Here is an 18,766-nt window from a genome sequence, read left to right on the forward strand (position 1 = left end):
GGGGTTAGGGCTTGCCCTGCAAATCGCGCCAGGTGAGGTACACACGCAGGTCGAATTCCACCTGATGGTAGCCCGGCATCATGTATTGGCAGAGTTTATAGAACGCCTTGTTGTGGTCCGATTCCTTGAAGTGCGCCAGCTCGTGCACCACGATCATGCGCAGAAACTCCGGGGCCGCCTCCTTGAACAGCGAAGCGATGCGGATCTCTTTCTTGGACTTGAGATTACCGCCCTGCACCCGAGAAATCGTGGTGTGCAAACCCAAGGCACGATGGGTCAGGTCCAGGCGGTTGTCGAACAGCACTTTGTCGATAGACGGCGCGTTGCGCAGGTGCTCCTGCTTCAAGGCCAGGGCGTAGGCGTACAGGGCCTTGTCGCTCTGCACCGCATGGCGTTCGGGGTAACGCTGGTCCAGGTAAGCCCCTAACTGGTCCTTGGCGATCAGTTGGCGCACTTGCTCCTGGAGCGCGGCGGGGTATGCCTGGAGGTATTTCAACGCGGTCATGGGCTCTGCAACGCAATTGGGACGGGCGCCAGTGTAGCGAATTCAAAGCGCGCGAGGGTACGACCAGCCGGCAACGTCCTCGGCCATCAACGGCAGCGCAGCCCACGGCCCCTGGATATGGGCGCAGCCATTGGCCTTGAGCCACTGGGTTTGCTCAAGGGTCTCCACGCCTTCGGCGATCACCAGCACACCAAAATGCTCACACAGTTGGATGATGCTGCGCGCCATCGCCGCATCCCGCACCGAGCCAGGCAGGCGCGCCACCAGTTGAGGGTCAAGCTTGAGGGTGTCGAACGCCAAGTCGCGCAAATGGGCCAGGGAGCACTGGCCGCAGCCAAAATCGTCCAGGGCAATCCGCACCCCTATCCGGCGCAGTAACTGGAGTTGCTTGGTGGACTCGGCGAGATTGCTCATCAAGCAGTCTTCGCCGATTTCCACCTCCAGTTGTCGCGCCTGTAACCCATGTCGCTCCAGCATCTGCTGCAGTTGGTTGGCCAGGTTGGGCATGTTGAACTGGCTGCTGCTCAGGCTCACGCTCAACACCAGTTCGGGGTCGAAGGTGGCTTGCCAGGCCTGGCGCTGGGCGGCGACTTGCTGGTAGATCCAGGCACTCAACTGGTTGATCAACCGCGCCTCTTCCAGCAGTGGCAAGAACAGGCCCGGCGGCACATCGCCGACGCTGGGATGCTGCCAGCGCAACAGCGCTTCGACGCCGCGCAAACGCCCGTCTTCCAGAGAGACCTGAGGCTGGTACACCAAGGTGAAATCCTTGTTGGCGATGGCGGTACGTACACTGTCTTCCAGCATCAACCGCGAGCGGGCGCGGCCGTTCATTTCCTGGTCGTAGTAACGATACTGCTGACGGCCGGCGCGCTTGGCTTCGTACATGGCAATGTCCGCGGCCCGTAGCAGGCCGCTCAAGTCCGAGCCGCAATCCGGGAACGTCGCGATGCCAATACTGACCCCAAGCATCACCTCCAGACCATCGACCTGCTGGCACACCGATACCCGCTCGATGAGCTTTTCCGCGATCTTCGCGGCCTGCTCGGGAAACTCCAGCTCCAGCAACGCGGTGAATTCATCCCCACCCATGCGCCCGAGAATGTCGTAGGAACGCAGGCATGCTTGCATCTGCTCCGAAACCCAACGCAGCACGCGATCCCCGGCGTCATGGCCCAACGTATCGTTGACCCGCTTGAAGCCATCCAGGTCCAGGTACAGCAATACCAGCGCCTGCTCGCTACGTTCGCTGCGCAGCAACGTATTCTCCATCGCCTGATGGAAACCGCGCCGGTTCAGCAGCCCGGTCAGCGGGTCGGTCACGGCCTGGAATTCCAGTTGCTGATGCAGGTGACGCACTTCAGACATGTCCAGCACCGTCACCACCATTGCCTTCTGCTCCGCAGGCAAAGGCGCGCAGGACAACGCTACCGGCACTTGCTGGCCCCGACCGGTGCGCAAAATGGCATCGTGTTGGCGCCACGTCTCGCCCCGGCGATATGCCTCGTACATGGGAAAGCCCAACCAGGCTGGCACATGGGGCTTTTGCAGGAAACTGAGGAAACTTTCGCCCTGCAACTCAGCCATCGTTGCATTCAACAGCCGGGAAATGGCCGGGTTGGCATACTCGATCACACTGTTTTCGCTCACCACCAGAATGCCCTCGGCGGCGTTATCCAGCACCGAGGCATTAAAAGCGCGGGCCAATTCCAGGTCATGGCTCAGGCGCTGCAAGGCACGGCGATTGCGCTGGTGCTCGAGCAAGGCCTGCACCTTGGGCTTGAGGATGTGCGGGTCAAAGGGCTTGAACAGGTAGTCGATCGCACCACTGGCGTAGCCTTCCAGCACCGCGTCGGGCGAATGGGCGGTGGCCGTCAGAAAGATAATCGGCGTCATGCGCGTACGCTGGCTGCCACGCATCAGGCGCGCCACCTCGAAACCGTCCATGCCCGGCATGCGCACGTCCAGCAGCACCAGGTCGACCTCGTGGGCCAGCAGTAACTCCAAGGCTTCCAGGCCAGACGCGGCGGTTATCACCCGCCAGTCGTCACGCTGCAACAGCGCACGCATGCTGACGAGGTTTTCCGGGTAGTCATCGACCACCAACAGAACCGAAATTGCATCGTCGTGTTGTGGAGCGCCATCCATGCTACGTCTCTTCCTTAGGGAGCTGCACCGGTCACTTTTGCTACCAAGGCCGGATAAACACTGAGGGCTCACTCTAGCCGCGCGGCCAAAAAAGCAGAAGTGACGTGGGTGCCCTCATTGTGCCAAAGGCCAGGAAGCCGACTAACGGTAAGGCCCTGTAGCCCGCGGTTCACGGGCGACATGGCTTTTTGACATTTAGCTGACGCCAATAAATTGCCAGCAATTGTTTAACAATCTCACCAGCACGGCCTATAAAGAACCTGGAAGGCCCTTTGGGCCAATGCCTACACCCTCTGTAAAAAGGCCAACACCATGATCGACCTTTCCACCTGGAACCTGAGCATTCCGGTCGGCTCCCCACCCACGACCATTGAAACGCCAAGGCTGCTGAGCGGCTTCAACGATCAATACTTCCAGGCCGAAGGCAGCGACGTGCAGTTCTGGACACCTGTGACGGGCTCGCGCACCGAAAACGCCATCTACCCACGCAGCGAACTGCGCGAAACCTACGCCGACGGCCGCCTGCGTAACTGGACCTACCCCGAGGCCGACAACTTCCTGCGCGCCACCCTCACCGTCAACCAGGTGCCCTCCTCCGGCAAGATCGTGATCGGCCAGATCCATGCCTACGACAGCCAGAAACCGCTGATCAAGCTGGAGTACCAATTCAAGGAGAAAACCCAGACCGGCAACATCGTCGCCAAAGTGCGCATGCGCCCGGACGAGGCCGAAAGCCAGGTGATCATCGTCGCCTCCAATGTGCCACTGCAGAAGAGCTTCACCTACGTGATCAACCTCAACAAAGCCGGGCTGCTGAGCGTGTATGCCGCTGACAGTGAGTGGAATGAACGGATTGGCGCGGCATGGGGCGACAAGCCGTTGTACTTCAAGGCGGGGGTGTATGTGCAGGACAATACGGGCGACACCAATGAGGGTGCGCGGGTGACGTTTGCGAAATTGGATATTGATCACGAGTGAATCGTCCCGTGAGACACAGGATTTTTCCCAGATAAACCCAAAGTCTTAAACACACCGTTGCACCCTGTGGGAGCCGGGCTTGCCCGCGATGGCGGCGTATCAGCCAATATCCTCGGCGCCTGACACACTGCCATCGCGGGCAAGCCCGGCTCCCACATTGACCGTGCGTCGGCTAAAGGTCCGGTGTGGGTGCTACAGCACCGTTGCGACAAGCCAAAGAACGCCGTGGTTTCGGCGCTTCATCTGCAAGTTGATTAAATGGTGTCCATAAAAAAGCCCGCATCGCTGCGGGCTTTTATTAACACTTGAGGCTTAGTTCACCTTAGCGTTCAACTCACCTTTCAAATACCGCTGGTACATCGCTTCCAACGAGATCGGCTTGATCTTCGAAGCATTACCCGCAGTACCAAAGGCTTCATAACGCGCAATACACACATCACGCATCGCCGTCACAGTGGCGCCGAAGAATTTACGTGGGTCGAACTCGCTCGGGTTGGTGGCCATCAGGCGACGCATCGCACCGGTGGATGCCAGGCGCAGGTCGGTGTCGATGTTGACCTTGCGCACGCCGTACTTGATGCCTTCGACAATTTCTTCAACCGGTACGCCGTAGGTTTCTTTGATGTCGCCGCCGTACTGGTTGATGATCGCCAGCCACTCTTGCGGTACCGAGGAAGAACCGTGCATCACCAGGTGGGTGTTGGGGATGCGCTTGTGGATTTCCTTGATGCGGTCGATGGCCAACACGTCGCCGGTAGGTGGCTTGGTGAACTTGTAGGCGCCGTGGCTGGTGCCGATGGCGATGGCCAGGGCGTCGACCTGGGTCTTCTTGACGAAATCGGCGGCTTCTTCCGGGTCGGTCAGCATCTGGCTATGGTCCAGCACGCCTTCGGCGCCGATGCCGTCTTCTTCGCCGGCCATGCCAGTTTCAAGCGAACCCAGGCAGCCCAGCTCGCCTTCAACCGAAACGCCGCAGGCGTGCGCCATGGCCACGGTTTGTTGGGTGACGCGTACGTTGTACTCGTAGTCGGTTGGGGTCTTGCCGTCTTCGCCGAGGGAACCGTCCATCATCACCGAGCTGAAGCCCAGTTGGATCGAGCGCTGGCACACGTCAGGGCTGGTGCCGTGGTCCTGGTGCATGCACACCGGGATGTGCGGGAATTCTTCGATGGCGGCGAGGATCAGGTGACGCAGGAACGGGGCGCCAGCGTATTTGCGCGCACCGGCCGAAGCCTGGACGATCACAGGGGAGTCGGTCTTGTCAGCGGCCTCCATGATGGCGCGCATCTGCTCAAGGTTGTTGACGTTAAAGGCTGGGACGCCGTAGCCGAACTCGGCTGCGTGGTCCAGCATTTGACGCATGCTGATAAGTGCCATTGTGTTGTCTCTCCCGGTCGAGGGTCGTTAATCGTGCAAGCCTGCCGTAGCGGCGGCTGCTATTCAAGTTATTGCAGATCAAGGGGTTGAGCTTGAGCTGCTGAATCGTTATTGCTGGTGTGGCTTAGCGCTAGTGCCACTGTGAAGCAGGTCAATGTGGGAGCTGGCTTGCCTGCGATGGCGGAGAACCAGTCGATATTGGCTTTGCTGACCCACCGCAATCGCAGGCAAGCCAGCTCCCACATTTTGATCTCATTGGACTTCAGATCGTATTCTCAGTTGGCTTTGCAGCCGCGCCCAATCAAATCATCCGTCGCTACCCAGTAAACCAGGCCTTCCTCACCTTTGGTGTGAAACGCCAACTGGCCGTCGCTGTACAGCACGCCCGAAGCGGCTACCTCTTGCTTGAGCCGATAAACCTGGTCCGAACCGCCGAGGCGAACATCCACTTCGGAGCGGGCCTGGTTGGCAAAGCGCCAGTTGACCTCGGCTTTGCTGTCGCAGGTCCAGGTGGTCCATTTGTCGGCTGGCTCTGCCTTGTCGAACAGGTTCATGCTGCTGCAGCCGGCCAACAGGGCCAGGGCTGCCAGGGCGAAAACGCCTTTCATTGCCAATCCTCGCAGGGCGACCTGGGGCCACCGTTGCTATCGGTTAGTGGATCAGACCCGTCATGGGCAACCCTGTTCCTGACCGTTGGGCGCGGAGTCGTATTTCTCCAGCCGTTCGTTGCCGATGCGCTTGTTGATCACCGGCATGGTCTCGGCTTGCCAGTCAGCCTGGTAACAGCTTTTTCTCAACGGTGCCTTGGCGTTATCCGCCTCCGGCGCCGCGCTGGGTGTGCTGCCGCAGCCGGCCAACAGGCCCGCTGCGATCACCAGTGCCAACGACTTGATCATGGGAACGCTCCTTTTCCTGATCACGCGAGCCTTAACCTTTGGCTCGGGTTTCCAGCACTTCCACGGCTGGCAACACCTTGCCCTCGACGAACTCGAGGAAAGCGCCGCCACCGGTAGAAATGTAGGAGATCTGATCAGCCACACCATATTTATCGATAGCCGCCAGGGTATCGCCACCGCCAGCGATGGAGAACGCCGAGCTTTCAGCGATCGCTTTAGCCAGCACTTTGGTGCCGTTGCCAAATTGCTCGAACTCGAATACGCCCACCGGGCCATTCCACAGGATAGTCTGGGATGCCTTGAGCAGCTCGGCGAAGTTGGCCGCCGTTTGTGGGCCGATGTCCAGGATCATGTCGTCGTCGGCCACGTCAGCGATAAGCTTGACGGTCGCCGCGGCGCTTTCCGCGAATTCCTTGGCAACCACCACGTCCACCGGCAACGGCACGCTGACCTTTGCGGCGATGGCGCGGGCGGTGTCGAGCAGGTCTGGCTCGTACAGGGACTTGCCCACCGGGTGGCCGGCAGCGGCCAGGAAGGTATTGGCAATGCCGCCGCCGACGATCAGTTGGTTGCAGATCTGGCTCAGGCTGTTGAGCACGTCCAGTTTGGTGGATACCTTGGAGCCGGCAACAATGGCCGCCATCGGTTGGGCCGGAGCGCCCAGGGCCTTGCCCAGCGCATCCAGCTCGGCAGCCAACAACGGGCCCGCCGCGGCGACCTTGGCGAACTTGGCCACGCCGTGGGTCGAACCTTCGGCGCGGTGGGCGGTGCCGAACGCGTCCATCACAAACACGTCGCACAGGGCGGCGTATTGCTGGGCCAGTTCGTCGCTGTTCTTTTTCTCGCCCTTGTTGAAGCGCACGTTTTCGAACAACACGATATCGCCGGCTTTCACGTCCACGCCGCCCAGGTAGTCTGCGACCAATGGCACGTCACGGCCCAGGGCCTTGCTCAGGTACTCGGCGACCGGCTTGAGGCTGTTTTCGGCGGAGAACTCACCTTCGGTCGGGCGACCCAGGTGGGAGCAGACCATCACGGCCGCGCCTTTTTCCAGGGCCAGCTTGATGGTCGGCAGCGAGGCCAGGATTCGCGCATCGCTGGTGACAACACCGTCCTTGACGGGGACGTTGAGGTCTTCGCGGATCAGTACGCGCTTACCTTGCAGATCGAGGTCGGTCATCTTCAACACGGTCATGGGTCGCAGTTCCTGAATTACTGTTGAGGTTGTTTAGAAGCGATGTGCAGATAGTGTTCGGCAACATCCAGCATGCGGTTGGCAAAGCCCCATTCGTTGTCGAACCAGGCCAGGATGTTCACCAGCCTGGGGCCGGAAACGCGGGTCTGGCTGGCATCGACAATCGCCGAATGCGGGTCATGGTTGAAATCGCAACTGGCGTGGGGCAACTCGGTGTAGGCCAACAGACCTTTGAGCGGGCCGCTGGTGGCGGCGTCGCGCAGGATTCGGTTGACCTCGGCCGCGTCAGTGTCACTGACGGTTTGCATGGTGATATCCAGGCAAGACACATTCACCGTCGGCACCCGTACGGCTTTGGCCTGGATTCGCCCGGCAAGTTCCGGCAGCAGTCGCTCGATGCCGCGCGCCAGGCCGGTGGACACCGGAATCACTGACTGAAACGCCGAACGCGTGCGGCGCAGGTCTTCGTGGTGATAGGCGTCGATGACCGGCTGGTCGTTCATCGCCGAGTGAATCGTGGTGATCGACACGTAATCCAGGCCGATCGCCTGGTCCAGCAGGCGTAACAACGGCACGCTGCAGTTGGTGGTACACGACGCGTTGGACACCAGCAGCTCATCGCCGGTCAGGCAATCCTGGTTGATGCCGTAGACGATGGTGGCGTCGACATCCGCCTCGCTGGCCATCGGCTGGGAAAACAGCACACGCGGTGCGCCGGCGTCGAGAAAACGCTGGCCATCGGCACGGGTGTGATAGACACCGGAGCATTCCAGCACCAGGTCGACGCCCAGTGCTTTCCAGTCGATGCCTTCGGGGGTGGCACTGCGCAACACTTGCACGCAGTTGCCATTGATATGCAGACAATCGCCTTCAACCCGCACTTCGCCAGGGAAGCGGCCGTGGGTGGAGTCAAAGCGTGTCAGGTATTCGATGCTGGCCATGTCGGCCAAATCATTGATCGCGACAATTTCAAACCCGGCCGCCGCCCCTCGCTCGAACAGAGCACGCAAGACGCAACGACCAATGCGGCCGTAGCCGTTGAGTGCAACTTTGTAGGGACGCGGTTGGGGCATGGGGTTCTCGATCAAGGTTAGTTCAGTGATGAATGTACTGGCGCCATCGCGGGCAAGCCCGCTCCCACAGTGGACCGTGATCCAAATGTGGGAGCGGGCTTGCCCGCGATGGCGCCAGTACAGACAACGCAGACTGACTTAGTCTTCCAGCAACTCTTCAGCCTGACCCAGGATGTTTTCCAGGGTGAAACCGAACTCTTCGAACAACGCTGGCGCCGGCGCCGACTCACCGTAGGTGGTCATGCCGATCACGCGGCCTTCCAGGCCCACATACTTGTACCAGTAGTCGGCGTGAGCCGCCTCGATGGCGATACGCGCACTGACCTGCAACGGCAACACCGATTGCTTGTAGCCGGCGTCCTGGGCTTCGAACACGCTGGTGCATGGCATGGACACAACGCGAACGTTGCGGCCTTGCTCGGTCAGCTTGTCGTACGCCTGAACGGTCAGGCCCACTTCGGAACCGGTGGAGATCAGGATCAGCTCCGGCTCGCCGATGCAGTCCTTGAGCACATAACCGCCACGGCTGATGTCGGCGATCTGCGCGTCGGTACGCACCTGGTGCTGCAGGTTCTGACGCGAGAAGATCAGCGCCGAAGGGCCATCCTTGCGCTCGATGGCGTGCTTCCAGGCCACGGCGGATTCCACCGCATCGGCTGGGCGCCAGCAATCCAGGTTCGGCGTGGTGCGCAGGCTGGTCAGTTGCTCGACCGGCTGGTGCGTCGGGCCGTCTTCGCCCAGGCCGATGGAGTCGTGGGTGTAGACGTGGATCACGCGCTTCTTCATCAGTGCCGCCATACGTACGGCGTTACGTGCGTATTCCATGAACATCAGGAAGGTCGCGCCGTATGGCACCAGGCCGCCGTGCAGGGACACGCCGTTCATGATGGCGCTCATGCCGAACTCGCGCACGCCGTAGTACATGTAGTTGCCGCTGGCGTCTTCGGCCGAGACACCTTTGCACCCCTTCCACAGGGTCAGGTTGGAACCGGCCAGGTCAGCAGAACCGCCGAGGAACTCAGGCAGTAGCGGGCCAAAAGCGTTCAGGGTGTTCTGGCTGGCTTTACGGCTGGCGATAGTCTCGCCCTTGGCCGCGACTTCAGCGATGTAGGCCGAGGCCTTTTCCGAGAAGTCGGCAGGCAGGTCACCGGCCAGGCGGCGTACCAGCTCGTTGGCCAATTCAGGGAATTCGGCGGAGTACGCAGCGAAACGCTGGTCCCACTCGGATTCAGCCGCCAGGCCTTTTTCCTTGGCATCCCATTCGGCATAGATGTCGGCCGGGATTTCGAACGGGCCGTGGTTCCACTTCAGTGCTTCGCGGGTCAGGGCGATTTCCGCGTCACCCAGCGGGGCGCCGTGGCAATCTTCTTTACCTTGCTTGTTCGGCGAGCCGAAACCGATGGTGGTCTTGCAGCAGATCAGGGTTGGCTGCGCGCTCTTGCGAGCGGTGTCGATGGCGATCTTGATTTCTTCCGGATCGTGGCCGTCGACGTTGCGGATCACCTGCCAGTTGTAGGCTTCGAAACGCTTTGGCGTGTCGTCGGTGAACCAGCCTTCGACTTCACCGTCGATGGAGATGCCGTTGTCATCGTAGAAGGCAATCAGCTTGCCCAGGCCCAGGGTACCGGCCAGGGAAGCGACTTCGTGGGAGATGCCTTCCATCATGCAGCCATCACCCAGGAATACGTAGGTGTGGTGGTCAACGATGTCGTGGCCGGGGCGGTTGAACTGCGCGCCCAGGACTTTTTCCGCCAGGGCGAAACCAACCGCATTGGCCAGGCCTTGGCCCAGGGGACCGGTGGTGGTCTCGACGCCCGGGGTGTAGCCGAATTCCGGGTGGCCCGGGGTGCGGCTGTGCAGCTGACGGAAGCTCTTGAGGTCGTCGATGGTGACGTCGTAGCCGGTCAGGTGCAGCAGCGAATAAATCAGCATCGAGCCGTGGCCGTTGGACAGCACGAAGCGGTCACGGTCGGCGAACGACGGGTTGCTCGGGTTGTGTTTCAGGTAGTCACGCCAAAGTACCTCGGCGATATCCGCCATGCCCATCGGGGCACCGGGATGGCCGCTGTTGGCTTTTTGCACGGCATCCATGCTGAGGGCACGAATGGCGTTGGCACGCTCACGACGGCTGGGCATCGCTGATCTCCTGGAGTTTGCTGAAAAGAAACGGAAAAAAGGACCGGCATTTTCCCTCAGCCACCGCCTGCGGGCAATGACAGATAGTCACTTGAGGGCGTTTTTCCTGTGCTTTGGGCATCAATCCCTTGCAGAAACCTTTAACCGGTTCGTCTAAAGGTTATAGCGACAGCTTATAACCGCCACTTATCGTTCAATATCAAAACTTTTTGATATTGGCCTTGCGAGGATCTACACCCGTCACTAGACTGCTGGCCTTATGAACCTACCCGTGCCCTCCCTGCGTCCTGACGACGGCGATGAACTGGCTGCCTTGTGCAAGGCCGCTGGCGATCCGTTGCGCTTGAACGTACTGCGCGCACTGGCCAACGATTCTTTCGGAGTACTGGAGCTGGCGCAGATCTTCGCCATCGGCCAGTCCGGCATGAGCCACCATTTGAAGGTGCTGGCCCAGGCCGACCTGGTGGCCACCCGTCGCGAAGGCAATGCGATTTTCTACCGGCGTGCACTGCCCCATACCGAACTGCTTGGCGGCAAATTGCACGCTGCCCTGCTCGAAGAAGTGGATAACTTGTGCCTGCCCGGCGATGTGCAATCGCGTATCGGCCAGGTGCACGGGCAACGCGCCGCCGCCAGCCAGGATTTTTTCTCACGGGTGGCCGATAAGTTTCGCGCCCAGCAGGATCTGATCGCCGGCTTGGCCCAGTATCGCGAAAGCGTACTGGCGCTGCTGGACAAGCTGAGCTTCAGTGAAGAGGCCACGGCCTTGGAAGTCGGCCCTGGCGACGGCGGGTTCCTGCCCGAACTGGCGCGTCGCTTCGAGCAGGTCACCGCGCTGGATAACAGCCCGGCGATGCTTGAACTGGCGCGTCAACTCTGTGAGCGCGAAGCCTTGGGCAATGTGCGCCTGCAGCTGGCCGACGCCCTGAGTGACACCGGCCTGCGAGCCGATTGCGTGGTGCTGAACATGGTCTTGCACCATTTCGCCGCACCGGCAGAAGCTCTCAAGCAAATGGCCGGGTTGCTGCACCCCGGCGGTAGCCTGCTGGTTACGGATTTATGCAGCCACAACCAGAATTGGGCCAAGGAGGCCTGCGGTGATCTCTGGCTGGGTTTTGAACAGGACGATCTGGCCCGTTGGGCCACCGCTGCGGGACTCGTTCCCGGGGAAAGCCTCTATGTAGGTTTACGTAATGGTTTCCAGATTCAGGTCCGCCATTTTCAGCGACCGGCTGGCGACACTCACCATCGGTAAATATCAGGAAAACATCGAGATGAGCGAATACTCCCTTTTCACCTCCGAGTCCGTGTCTGAAGGGCATCCGGACAAAATCGCCGACCAGATTTCTGACGCGGTGCTGGACGCTATCATCGCTGAAGACAAGTTCGCCCGTGTGGCGTGCGAGACGCTGGTGAAAACGGGCGTGGCGATCATCGCCGGCGAAGTTACCACCACTGCCTGGGTCGACCTGGAGCAGATCGTGCGTGACGTGATCACCGACATTGGCTACAACAGCTCCGACGTCGGCTTTGACGGCGCAACCTGCGGTGTGATGAACATCATCGGCAAGCAGTCCCCGGACATCAACCAGGGCGTTGACCGGGCCAAGCCTGAAGACCAGGGCGCCGGCGACCAGGGCCTGATGTTCGGCTACGCCAGCAACGAAACCGACGTACTGATGCCCGCGCCGATCACCTTCTCGCACCAGCTGGTACAACGCCAGGCCGAGGCGCGTAAATCCGGCGTACTGCCATGGCTGCGCCCTGACGCCAAGTCCCAGGTGACCTGCCGCTACGAAGGCGGCAAAGTCGTGGGCATCGACGCCGTCGTACTGTCGACCCAGCACAACCCGGACGTGTCCTACGCCGACCTGCGTGAAGGCGTGATGGAACTGATCGTCAAGCATGTGTTGCCTGCCGAACTGCTGACCAAGGACACCCAGTTCCACATCAACCCGACCGGCCAGTTCATCATCGGTGGCCCCGTGGGCGACTGCGGCCTGACCGGCCGCAAGATCATCGTCGACAGCTACGGCGGCATGGCCCGTCACGGCGGTGGTGCATTCTCCGGCAAGGACCCTTCCAAGGTTGACCGCTCTGCGGCTTACGCCGGTCGTTATGTGGCCAAGAACATCGTGGCTGCCGGCCTGGCCGAGCGCTGCGAAATCCAGGTTTCCTACGCCATTGGCGTGGCCCAGCCTACGTCGATCTCGCTGAACACCTTCGGCACCGGCAAGATCAGCGATGACAAGATCGTCAAGCTGGTGCGTGAGATCTTCGACCTGCGCCCTTACGCAATCACCACCATGCTCGACCTGCTGCACCCGATGTACCAGGAAACCGCAGCCTACGGCCACTTCGGCCGCACCCCTGCGCAGAAGACTGTAGGTGATGACACCTTCAGCACCTTCACCTGGGAAAAAACCGACCGCGCCAACGACCTGCGTACCGCCGCCGGCCTGTAATCGTTCGCGGCAAATAGAGCCCCGCCAGGTCTGCCTGGCGGGGCTTTTTGTTGCCTGCAGGACCACTTCGGGCTTTTTTGGATCCAAGGCTTGCAGGCCAAATGATGGCCCACTAGAATCCGCGCCCTCTCGGGCCCTTCACCTTATTTGGATATTGCACTGCGCCCGCCCGGGATGGATAAGCGCGCAGGCAATCGAACATTGAGGTTTTCATGCGCATTTCCACGCTCGCCCCTGCCGCCCTTCTGCTCAGCCTGTTCACCCTGTCGGCCCAGGCCGCTGACCTGAACGCTTTGAGCGGCGCCCTGAGCGCCCAGCTCGGTGGCGGCAATGCCGGCGACTGCCAGCAGCAACCCAAAGACCTGCAAGCCAAGATCGACGCGGCCAATGCCAAGAACGATCTGCTGAAAGTGCGGGCGTATGAGACTGCGTTGGAGCAGGTCAACAAAGCTTGCAACAAACTCGCCGACAGCCAGGCAAAAGTCGACGCCAAGCAGCAGAAGCAGCAGGCCAAGGCTGAAAACAATGATGCTGTGAAGGCCTTGGGCGGCCTGTTCAAGTAAACAGAAACACCCGGTAAAAAGCCCCGCTCGGTCGGGGCTTTTTTGTGGGCGCGCGGATCACTTAGGCTGGCCCCCCTTTTCGAGCAAGGATGCTCATGATGCACGTATTACTGGCTGTTCTCATAAGCGCCGCACCCGCCTGGGCCTGGGCCGAAACCTGCCCCGATGACGTTCACTCACAGCTGGAAACCCTGTCCAGGCAAATCCAGCAGTGGGACGACAGCTACCATCGACAGGGCCAAGCCCTGATCAGCGATGAGCTCTACGACCAGGCCCGCAGACGCCTGGCGCATTGGCAAGAATGCACTCGCGAGCAGACACCCAAGCCTGATAACCCGCTGGCCAGTGCGCGCGGTACCTTACCTCACCCGGCCGCACACACTGGCCTGCAAAAGCTGCCGAGCGAGCCGGCCGTCAGTGACTGGCTCAGCACTCGACAGGATGTCTGGGTCCAACCCAAGGTCGATGGCGTTGCGGTGACACTGGTGTATCGCCAGGGCCGCTTGCATCAGCTCATCAGTCGGGGCGACGGCCTGCTTGGCCACGATTGGTCAGCCTCCGCCGTCAAGATCCCCGGCATTGTCCAACAGTTGCCCGACGCCGTTGATGTGGTGCTGCAAGGCGAACTCTATTGGCGCCTCAACCACCATGTGCAATCGCTCAAGGGCGGGCTCAATGCACGCAGCAAAGTGGCTGGCCTGATGAACCGTCGTCGGTTGAGCGATGCCGAGGCTGCCGGGATCGGCCTGTTCGTCTGGGCGTGGCCAGACGGCCCGACGGACTTCACCGAACACCTTGCCACCTTGGCGCGCTGGGGCTTCACCGATAGCCAACAGTACAGCCAACCCGTCAGCACCATCAGCGAAGCTGCGCATTGGCGCACGCATTGGTACAACGCGCCATTACCCTTCGCCAGCGACGGCGTGGTGCTGCACCAGGCTGCGCGAGCGCCCGCCGAGCGCTGGCAAGCCAGTGCGCCCTACTGGTCGGTTGCCTGGAAGTACCCGGCTATCAAGGCACTGGCCCTGGTGCGCAAGGTCGAGTTCAGGGTGGGACGTACCGGGCGTATTACACCTATCCTCGAATTGGAGCCCGTACGGCTGGATGATCGGCAGATCAGCCGAGTGAGCGTCGGCTCCCTGAAACGCTGGCAAGCCCTGGATATCCGCCCCGGCGATCACGTGTCGATCAGCCTGGCGGGCCAGGTCATACCGCGACTGGACGAGGTGATCCTGCGCAACGAGACACGCGTGGACGTGCAGGTACCCAACGCTCAAGATTTCCACGCCTTGAGCTGCTGGCAACTGGACCCTGGCTGCGAAGACCAACTGCTCGCCCGCCTCACCTGGCTGAGCGGTAAACACGGCCTGGCCTTGCCCCACATGGGGCGCGAAACCTGGAACGTATTGATCCAGGCCGGTCTAATCGCAGGCTTTCTCGATTGGTTGACACTTGATGCGGCCGAGCTTGCTACCATTGAGGGCTTAGGCGAGCGTACCCGTGCGCGGGTGCTCGACAGTATTCAAAGCGCCCGGCAACGCCCTTTTTCACTATGGCTCAAGGCCTTGGGCGTGCCGCCGGCGGCGCGCAACAACCTGGAAGGAGACTGGCAGACGCTGGTCGCCAAAGACACTCAAGCCTGGCTGGCCTCAGATGGCATCGGCCCGGGACGCGCGGCGCAACTCAGCGCTTTTTTTCGCGACCCGCAGGTACAAGCCTTGGCTGAAACATTACGCGGAGCCGGGATAGATGGGTTTTGATCCCCTCCGCCACCTGATTGCGAACTTGGAGCCTTATATGAAATTTCTCGCCCCCTTTGCCTTGCTGACCTTCGCGAGCTTCACGTCCACGCCGCTGTTGGCCGCCGAAGACGCACAACCCCTCACCGGCTGCGCCGCCAAGCGCCAGGCCATCAGCAGCCAGATCGAACAAGCCAAGGCCCACGGCAACAGCGCGCAACAGGCTGGCCTGGAAAAAGCCCTGGCCGAAGTTACCGCCCACTGCACCGATGCCGGCTTGAAGAAAGAACGTGAAAACAAGGTGCTCGACGCCAAGCACGAAGTCAGCCGCCGTCAGGCCGACCTCGACAAAGCCATGAAAAAAGGCGACCCGGACAAGATCAACAAGCGTAAGGAGAAACTGGCCGACTCGCGTAAAGAGCTGCAGGACGCAGTGGAAGAACTCGACCAGTAAAACCGATCAATGATCGCGGAACTGTTTATGGCAGGCGCTACAGGCATCTTCAACTTTTTGCACCGCAGGTTGAAGGCTACTGGCTTTATAAGGTTGCACCTGGCTAGCGATCACCAATTCACCGGTGGCCGCCTCAAGTTCGCGGGCCAGTTGCTGGAACTGCGCCTGTTTTTGCCACACATCATCTTTGGCACTGGTGTGGTCTTCTTCGCGTACGCTCGGGAAATGTTTCCACGGTTCATGGGACAACGCATCCAGCTTGACCGCACCCTCGGCGAACTTGGCGCCATCAAATGGGATACGTCCGCGCAGCATGCCGCCCAGGTCTTCACCGGTCTTGAGCATCTGCTTGAAGATCGCCTTGCGCTGGCCCAGGGGGGAATTGGGATCAACACCGCCACAGGCAGACAAAGCCAGGCAGGCCAGCAATACAACGGTCAGTTTTTTTAACATCATCATGGCTTCAAGGTCACGGGAAACGGCGGCCAGTATCCTCGCACCGCCCACAAAGACCAATAGCCCTATTAATAATAAGGTTGCCCGGATGCAGTGAAGCGCGGGCAATCGTTTCAGGAATTGCTTGCATGAATGTCACCTTCAAACCCTGGGGCCGCCGCCTGGCTTGGGCTCTGCCAATGTTCGCGCTACTGGCCGGCTGCGATGCCGGTAAAGACACCGATAAAGAAGTTGCCCAGGAGCCAACAAAACCTCACGCCGTTGCCACCTATGTGAGCGCACCGTGGGAAGCCCTGCCGAGCGTTTCCGACAGCGACTTGCTCGCCGGGTTTGAATCCTGGCGCAGCGCCTGCCAGCGCCTCAAGGCCGACCCGATCTGGGGCCCGACCTGCGCGACAGCGGCTAGCGTACCGGGCGATGCCGTAGCGGTTCGTAGCTTTCTCAAGGAACACCTGGATGTCTTCGGCCTGCGTTCGGCCAACAACACGCCAAACGGCTTGATCACGGGTTATTACGAGCCGGTCTACCCCGGCAGCCTGACCAAGACCACCACCGCCCACGTGCCGGTATACGGCGTGCCGGACGACCTGATTGTCGTCAACCTCGACAGCATCTACCCGGAGCTCAAGGGCAAGCGCCTGCGCGGGCGCCTGGAAGGCCGTGTGCTCAAGCCGTATGACGACGCCAGCACTCTCAACAGCCAAGGCTCTACCGCCAAGCCGATCGCCTGGCTGACCGACCCGATGGACCTGCAGTTCCTGCAAATCCAGGGCTCGGGGCGTATTCAACTGGCCGGCGGGCGTCAACTGCGTGTGGGTTACGGCGACCAGAACGGCTACCCATACCACCCTATTGGCCGTTGGCTGGTGGAACAAGGCGAACTGAAAAAAGAAGACGTGACCATGGGCGCCATCAGCGCCTGGGCCAAGGCCCATCCGCAGCGCATTCCAGAACTGCTGGCGAGCAACCCCAGCTACGTATTCTTCAGCGCCCGCCCCGACAGCAACGAAGGCCCACGCGGTTCGCTGAACGTGCCATTGACCGCCGGCTACAGTGTGGCAGTGGATCGCAAGGTGATTCCGCTGGGCAGCCTGTTGTGGTTGTCGACCACCAAACCAGACGGCACGCCACTGGCACGCCCTGTCGCCGCGCAGGATACCGGCGGCGCAATCACCGGAGAAGTACGCGCAGATCTGTTCTGGGGCACAGGCAATGCCGCAGGCGAGTTGGCGGGGAATATGAAACAGCAAGGGCAGATCTGGATGCTGTGGCCCAAAGGCGCAGCGTTGCCCCAGGTGCCGGATGCGCCTGCCGGAACCTGACAATCGCTGGCGCTTTTTGTAGGAGCGAGCTTGCTCGCGAAAAACGCACAGGCGCCGCGCTTACTCAGGAAGCACGCGTTATCGTTGACGTTCTTCGCGAGCAAGCTCGTTCCTACAACACCCCTTACATCGAAACGAAGAAGAAACTCGCAATCAACGCCATACCCACGGCCCACACCAGCGAACGCAAGATCGCCCAGTCCGCCAGGTAGCAAATGATGTACAGCAGGCGGCTGGTGATAAACAGCACTGCCAGCACGTTGATCGTCACCAGTTCGGCGTTGCCGGCCAGGTGCGCAATGATGACTGCAGCGGCAAACGCCGGGGTCACTTCGAAACTGTTGAGTTGCGCGCTATGAGCACGCTTGGCGACGCCTTCCAGGCTATCGAGGAAGGCACGCGGGTCGTGGTTATCCCGTGGCCCGAACTTGCCTGTGCTGAATTTGGCCACACCGGTGCAAATGTACGGCAGAAAGATTGCGATCAATACACACCATAAAGCGACTGTCATCACCGATTCCTTTTAGTTTTATCCGACGGTTAGAGTTTCATCACCAACATGCCAATCAACACCAACCCACAGGCTATGAGCCGTGGACGGCCAAAAGGTTCTTTCAAGTAACGCATGCCGAACAGCACCACCAGAATCACACTGACTTCGCGCAGCGCGGCGGCTTCGGCAATCGAGCCCAACTGCATGGCCCAAAGTACCAAAGCGTAGCTCAACAACACGCACAGCCCCACGCTCAAGCCCAACCGCCACTGGGTGCGCCAGAACAGGCTGAAGGCCGCACGCTTGCGCACCAGCGCCAGCAACGGAAACGGCCAGGCGCTGATCAGCGTCAGCCACACCAGATAATCCAGCGGATGCGACCAGCGCCGCAGCGCCTGCCCGTCCAGAAAGGTGTAGCAGCCGATGCACAGACCAATCAATACCACCACCGGTAGCATCGACCAGGGCAACCGGTCACCGCCGCCGCCCTGCCACAGCAGGCACACCATGCCGAACGGAATCAGCAGAATCCCCAGAATCTGCTGGGTATTCAATACTTCGCCGGCAAACACCAGGGTCAGCACCAGCACCACCAGCGGCGACAAACCGCGCATCAACGGATACACCAGGCCCAGGTCACCCACCCGATAGGCCTGGATCAACAAATAGCGATAGAGCAACTCAAACAACGCAGAAGCAATGATCCACGGCCAGATGTCCAGCGGCGGCCAGGACACGAAGCCCACCGCGAATACCACGAACAGCAGTGCCACACTGTCCATGCAGGCAATGACTAAAAGGCGCTCGCCACTGAACTTGATCAAGGTGTTCCACGTCGCATGCAACAGCGCCGCTACCAGCACCAGGGCTGTCGCTACCACCAGAACCTCCTTAATTGATACGTCATGTAACAGCACCTGTTTATACTAACTACCGATTCGACGCACCCCGTGCGCCTATATTTCC

Annotated in this window: 18 protein-coding genes; 7 read left to right on the forward strand and 11 right to left on the reverse strand. The window is 60.5% G+C overall.

Going from position 1 to position 18,766, the window contains the following annotated elements; genetic code table 11:
- Positions 1–4: 4 nt before the first annotated feature.
- Positions 5–505, reverse strand: coding sequence for a M48 metallopeptidase family protein (locus GIW79_RS07150; RefSeq protein ID WP_034128904.1), 501 nt, complete (start codon positions 503–505; stop codon positions 5–7).
- 42 nt (positions 506–547) lie between these two features.
- Positions 548–2,653: a putative bifunctional diguanylate cyclase/phosphodiesterase gene (locus GIW79_RS07155; RefSeq protein WP_054898181.1), complete on the reverse strand. Its 2,106-nt coding sequence runs from the start codon at positions 2,651–2,653 to the stop codon at positions 548–550.
- 312 nt (positions 2,654–2,965) lie between these two features.
- Between GIW79_RS07155 and GIW79_RS07160 the strand changes: the two genes are divergently transcribed.
- On the forward strand, positions 2,966–3,631 hold the full coding sequence (locus tag GIW79_RS07160) for a polysaccharide lyase family 7 protein (protein WP_003194947.1): 666 nt from the start codon (positions 2,966–2,968) through the stop codon (positions 3,629–3,631).
- A 312-nt stretch (positions 3,632–3,943) separates the two neighbouring features.
- On the opposite strand, the gene fba is transcribed toward GIW79_RS07160, so the two are convergent.
- From fba to tkt, 6 genes are all read right to left on the reverse strand, one after another.
- Positions 3,944–5,008, reverse strand: a complete 1,065-nt coding sequence (gene fba / locus GIW79_RS07165) for a class II fructose-bisphosphate aldolase (protein ID WP_003177554.1) — start codon at positions 5,006–5,008, stop codon at positions 3,944–3,946.
- Between the two features lie 275 nt (positions 5,009–5,283).
- The gene (locus tag GIW79_RS07170; protein WP_054898180.1) at positions 5,284–5,616 is read right to left on the reverse strand and encodes an MliC family protein; all 333 of its coding nucleotides are present in this window, start codon (positions 5,614–5,616) and stop codon (positions 5,284–5,286) included.
- 60 nt (positions 5,617–5,676) lie between these two features.
- Positions 5,677–5,904 carry a hypothetical protein gene (locus tag GIW79_RS07175; protein WP_003194953.1) on the reverse strand — a complete coding sequence of 76 codons (228 nt, stop codon included), beginning with the start codon at positions 5,902–5,904 and terminating at the stop codon, positions 5,677–5,679.
- A gap of 31 nt (positions 5,905–5,935) precedes the next feature.
- Complete coding sequence (locus GIW79_RS07180; protein ID WP_054898179.1) at positions 5,936–7,099, reverse strand: phosphoglycerate kinase; 1,164 nt, start codon at positions 7,097–7,099, stop codon at positions 5,936–5,938.
- 17 nt (positions 7,100–7,116) lie between these two features.
- The gene (gene epd, locus GIW79_RS07185; protein WP_003194958.1) at positions 7,117–8,172 is read right to left on the reverse strand and encodes an erythrose-4-phosphate dehydrogenase; all 1,056 of its coding nucleotides are present in this window, start codon (positions 8,170–8,172) and stop codon (positions 7,117–7,119) included.
- A gap of 138 nt (positions 8,173–8,310) precedes the next feature.
- The gene (gene tkt / locus GIW79_RS07190) at positions 8,311–10,308 is read right to left on the reverse strand and encodes a transketolase (protein ID WP_034128906.1); all 1,998 of its coding nucleotides are present in this window, start codon (positions 10,306–10,308) and stop codon (positions 8,311–8,313) included.
- Positions 10,309–10,567: 259 nt separating this feature from the next.
- On the opposite strand from tkt, the gene GIW79_RS07195 reads away from it, so the two are divergent.
- From GIW79_RS07195 to GIW79_RS07215, 5 genes are all read left to right on the forward strand, one after another.
- A complete protein-coding gene (locus GIW79_RS07195; protein ID WP_054899040.1) occupies positions 10,568–11,563 on the forward strand; it encodes an ArsR/SmtB family transcription factor in 996 nt (331 codons plus the stop codon).
- Between the two features lie 19 nt (positions 11,564–11,582).
- On the forward strand, positions 11,583–12,773 hold the full coding sequence (metK, locus tag GIW79_RS07200; protein WP_003194964.1) for a methionine adenosyltransferase: 1,191 nt from the start codon (positions 11,583–11,585) through the stop codon (positions 12,771–12,773).
- A 212-nt stretch (positions 12,774–12,985) separates the two neighbouring features.
- A complete protein-coding gene (locus GIW79_RS07205) occupies positions 12,986–13,336 on the forward strand; it encodes a DUF1090 family protein (protein ID WP_057976504.1) in 351 nt (116 codons plus the stop codon).
- Between the two features lie 95 nt (positions 13,337–13,431).
- A complete protein-coding gene (gene ligB / locus GIW79_RS07210) occupies positions 13,432–15,096 on the forward strand; it encodes an NAD-dependent DNA ligase LigB (protein ID WP_057976502.1) in 1,665 nt (554 codons plus the stop codon).
- 37 nt (positions 15,097–15,133) lie between these two features.
- The gene (locus tag GIW79_RS07215) at positions 15,134–15,529 is read left to right on the forward strand and encodes a DUF1090 domain-containing protein (RefSeq protein WP_197900342.1); all 396 of its coding nucleotides are present in this window, start codon (positions 15,134–15,136) and stop codon (positions 15,527–15,529) included.
- Between the two features lie 6 nt (positions 15,530–15,535).
- On the opposite strand, the gene GIW79_RS07220 is transcribed toward GIW79_RS07215, so the two are convergent.
- A complete protein-coding gene (locus GIW79_RS07220) occupies positions 15,536–15,985 on the reverse strand; it encodes a c-type cytochrome (protein ID WP_034128909.1) in 450 nt (149 codons plus the stop codon).
- 128 nt (positions 15,986–16,113) lie between these two features.
- Between GIW79_RS07220 and mltA the strand changes: the two genes are divergently transcribed.
- A complete protein-coding gene (gene mltA, locus GIW79_RS07225; protein ID WP_236452418.1) occupies positions 16,114–17,307 on the forward strand; it encodes a murein transglycosylase A in 1,194 nt (397 codons plus the stop codon).
- A gap of 124 nt (positions 17,308–17,431) precedes the next feature.
- On the opposite strand, the gene GIW79_RS07230 is transcribed toward mltA, so the two are convergent.
- Together GIW79_RS07230 and GIW79_RS07235 are read right to left on the reverse strand one after the other, a co-directional pair.
- On the reverse strand, positions 17,432–17,818 hold the full coding sequence (locus tag GIW79_RS07230; protein ID WP_034128911.1) for an MAPEG family protein: 387 nt from the start codon (positions 17,816–17,818) through the stop codon (positions 17,432–17,434).
- A 29-nt stretch (positions 17,819–17,847) separates the two neighbouring features.
- Positions 17,848–18,681, reverse strand: coding sequence for an EamA family transporter (locus tag GIW79_RS07235; RefSeq protein WP_054899037.1), 834 nt, complete (start codon positions 18,679–18,681; stop codon positions 17,848–17,850).
- Between the last annotated feature and the right edge of the window lie 85 nt (positions 18,682–18,766).

Origin of the sequence: Pseudomonas sp. PA-7-1E (assembly GCF_021605325.1) — a bacterium.
Classification (GTDB): domain Bacteria; phylum Pseudomonadota; class Gammaproteobacteria; order Pseudomonadales; family Pseudomonadaceae; genus Aquipseudomonas; species Aquipseudomonas fluorescens_BV.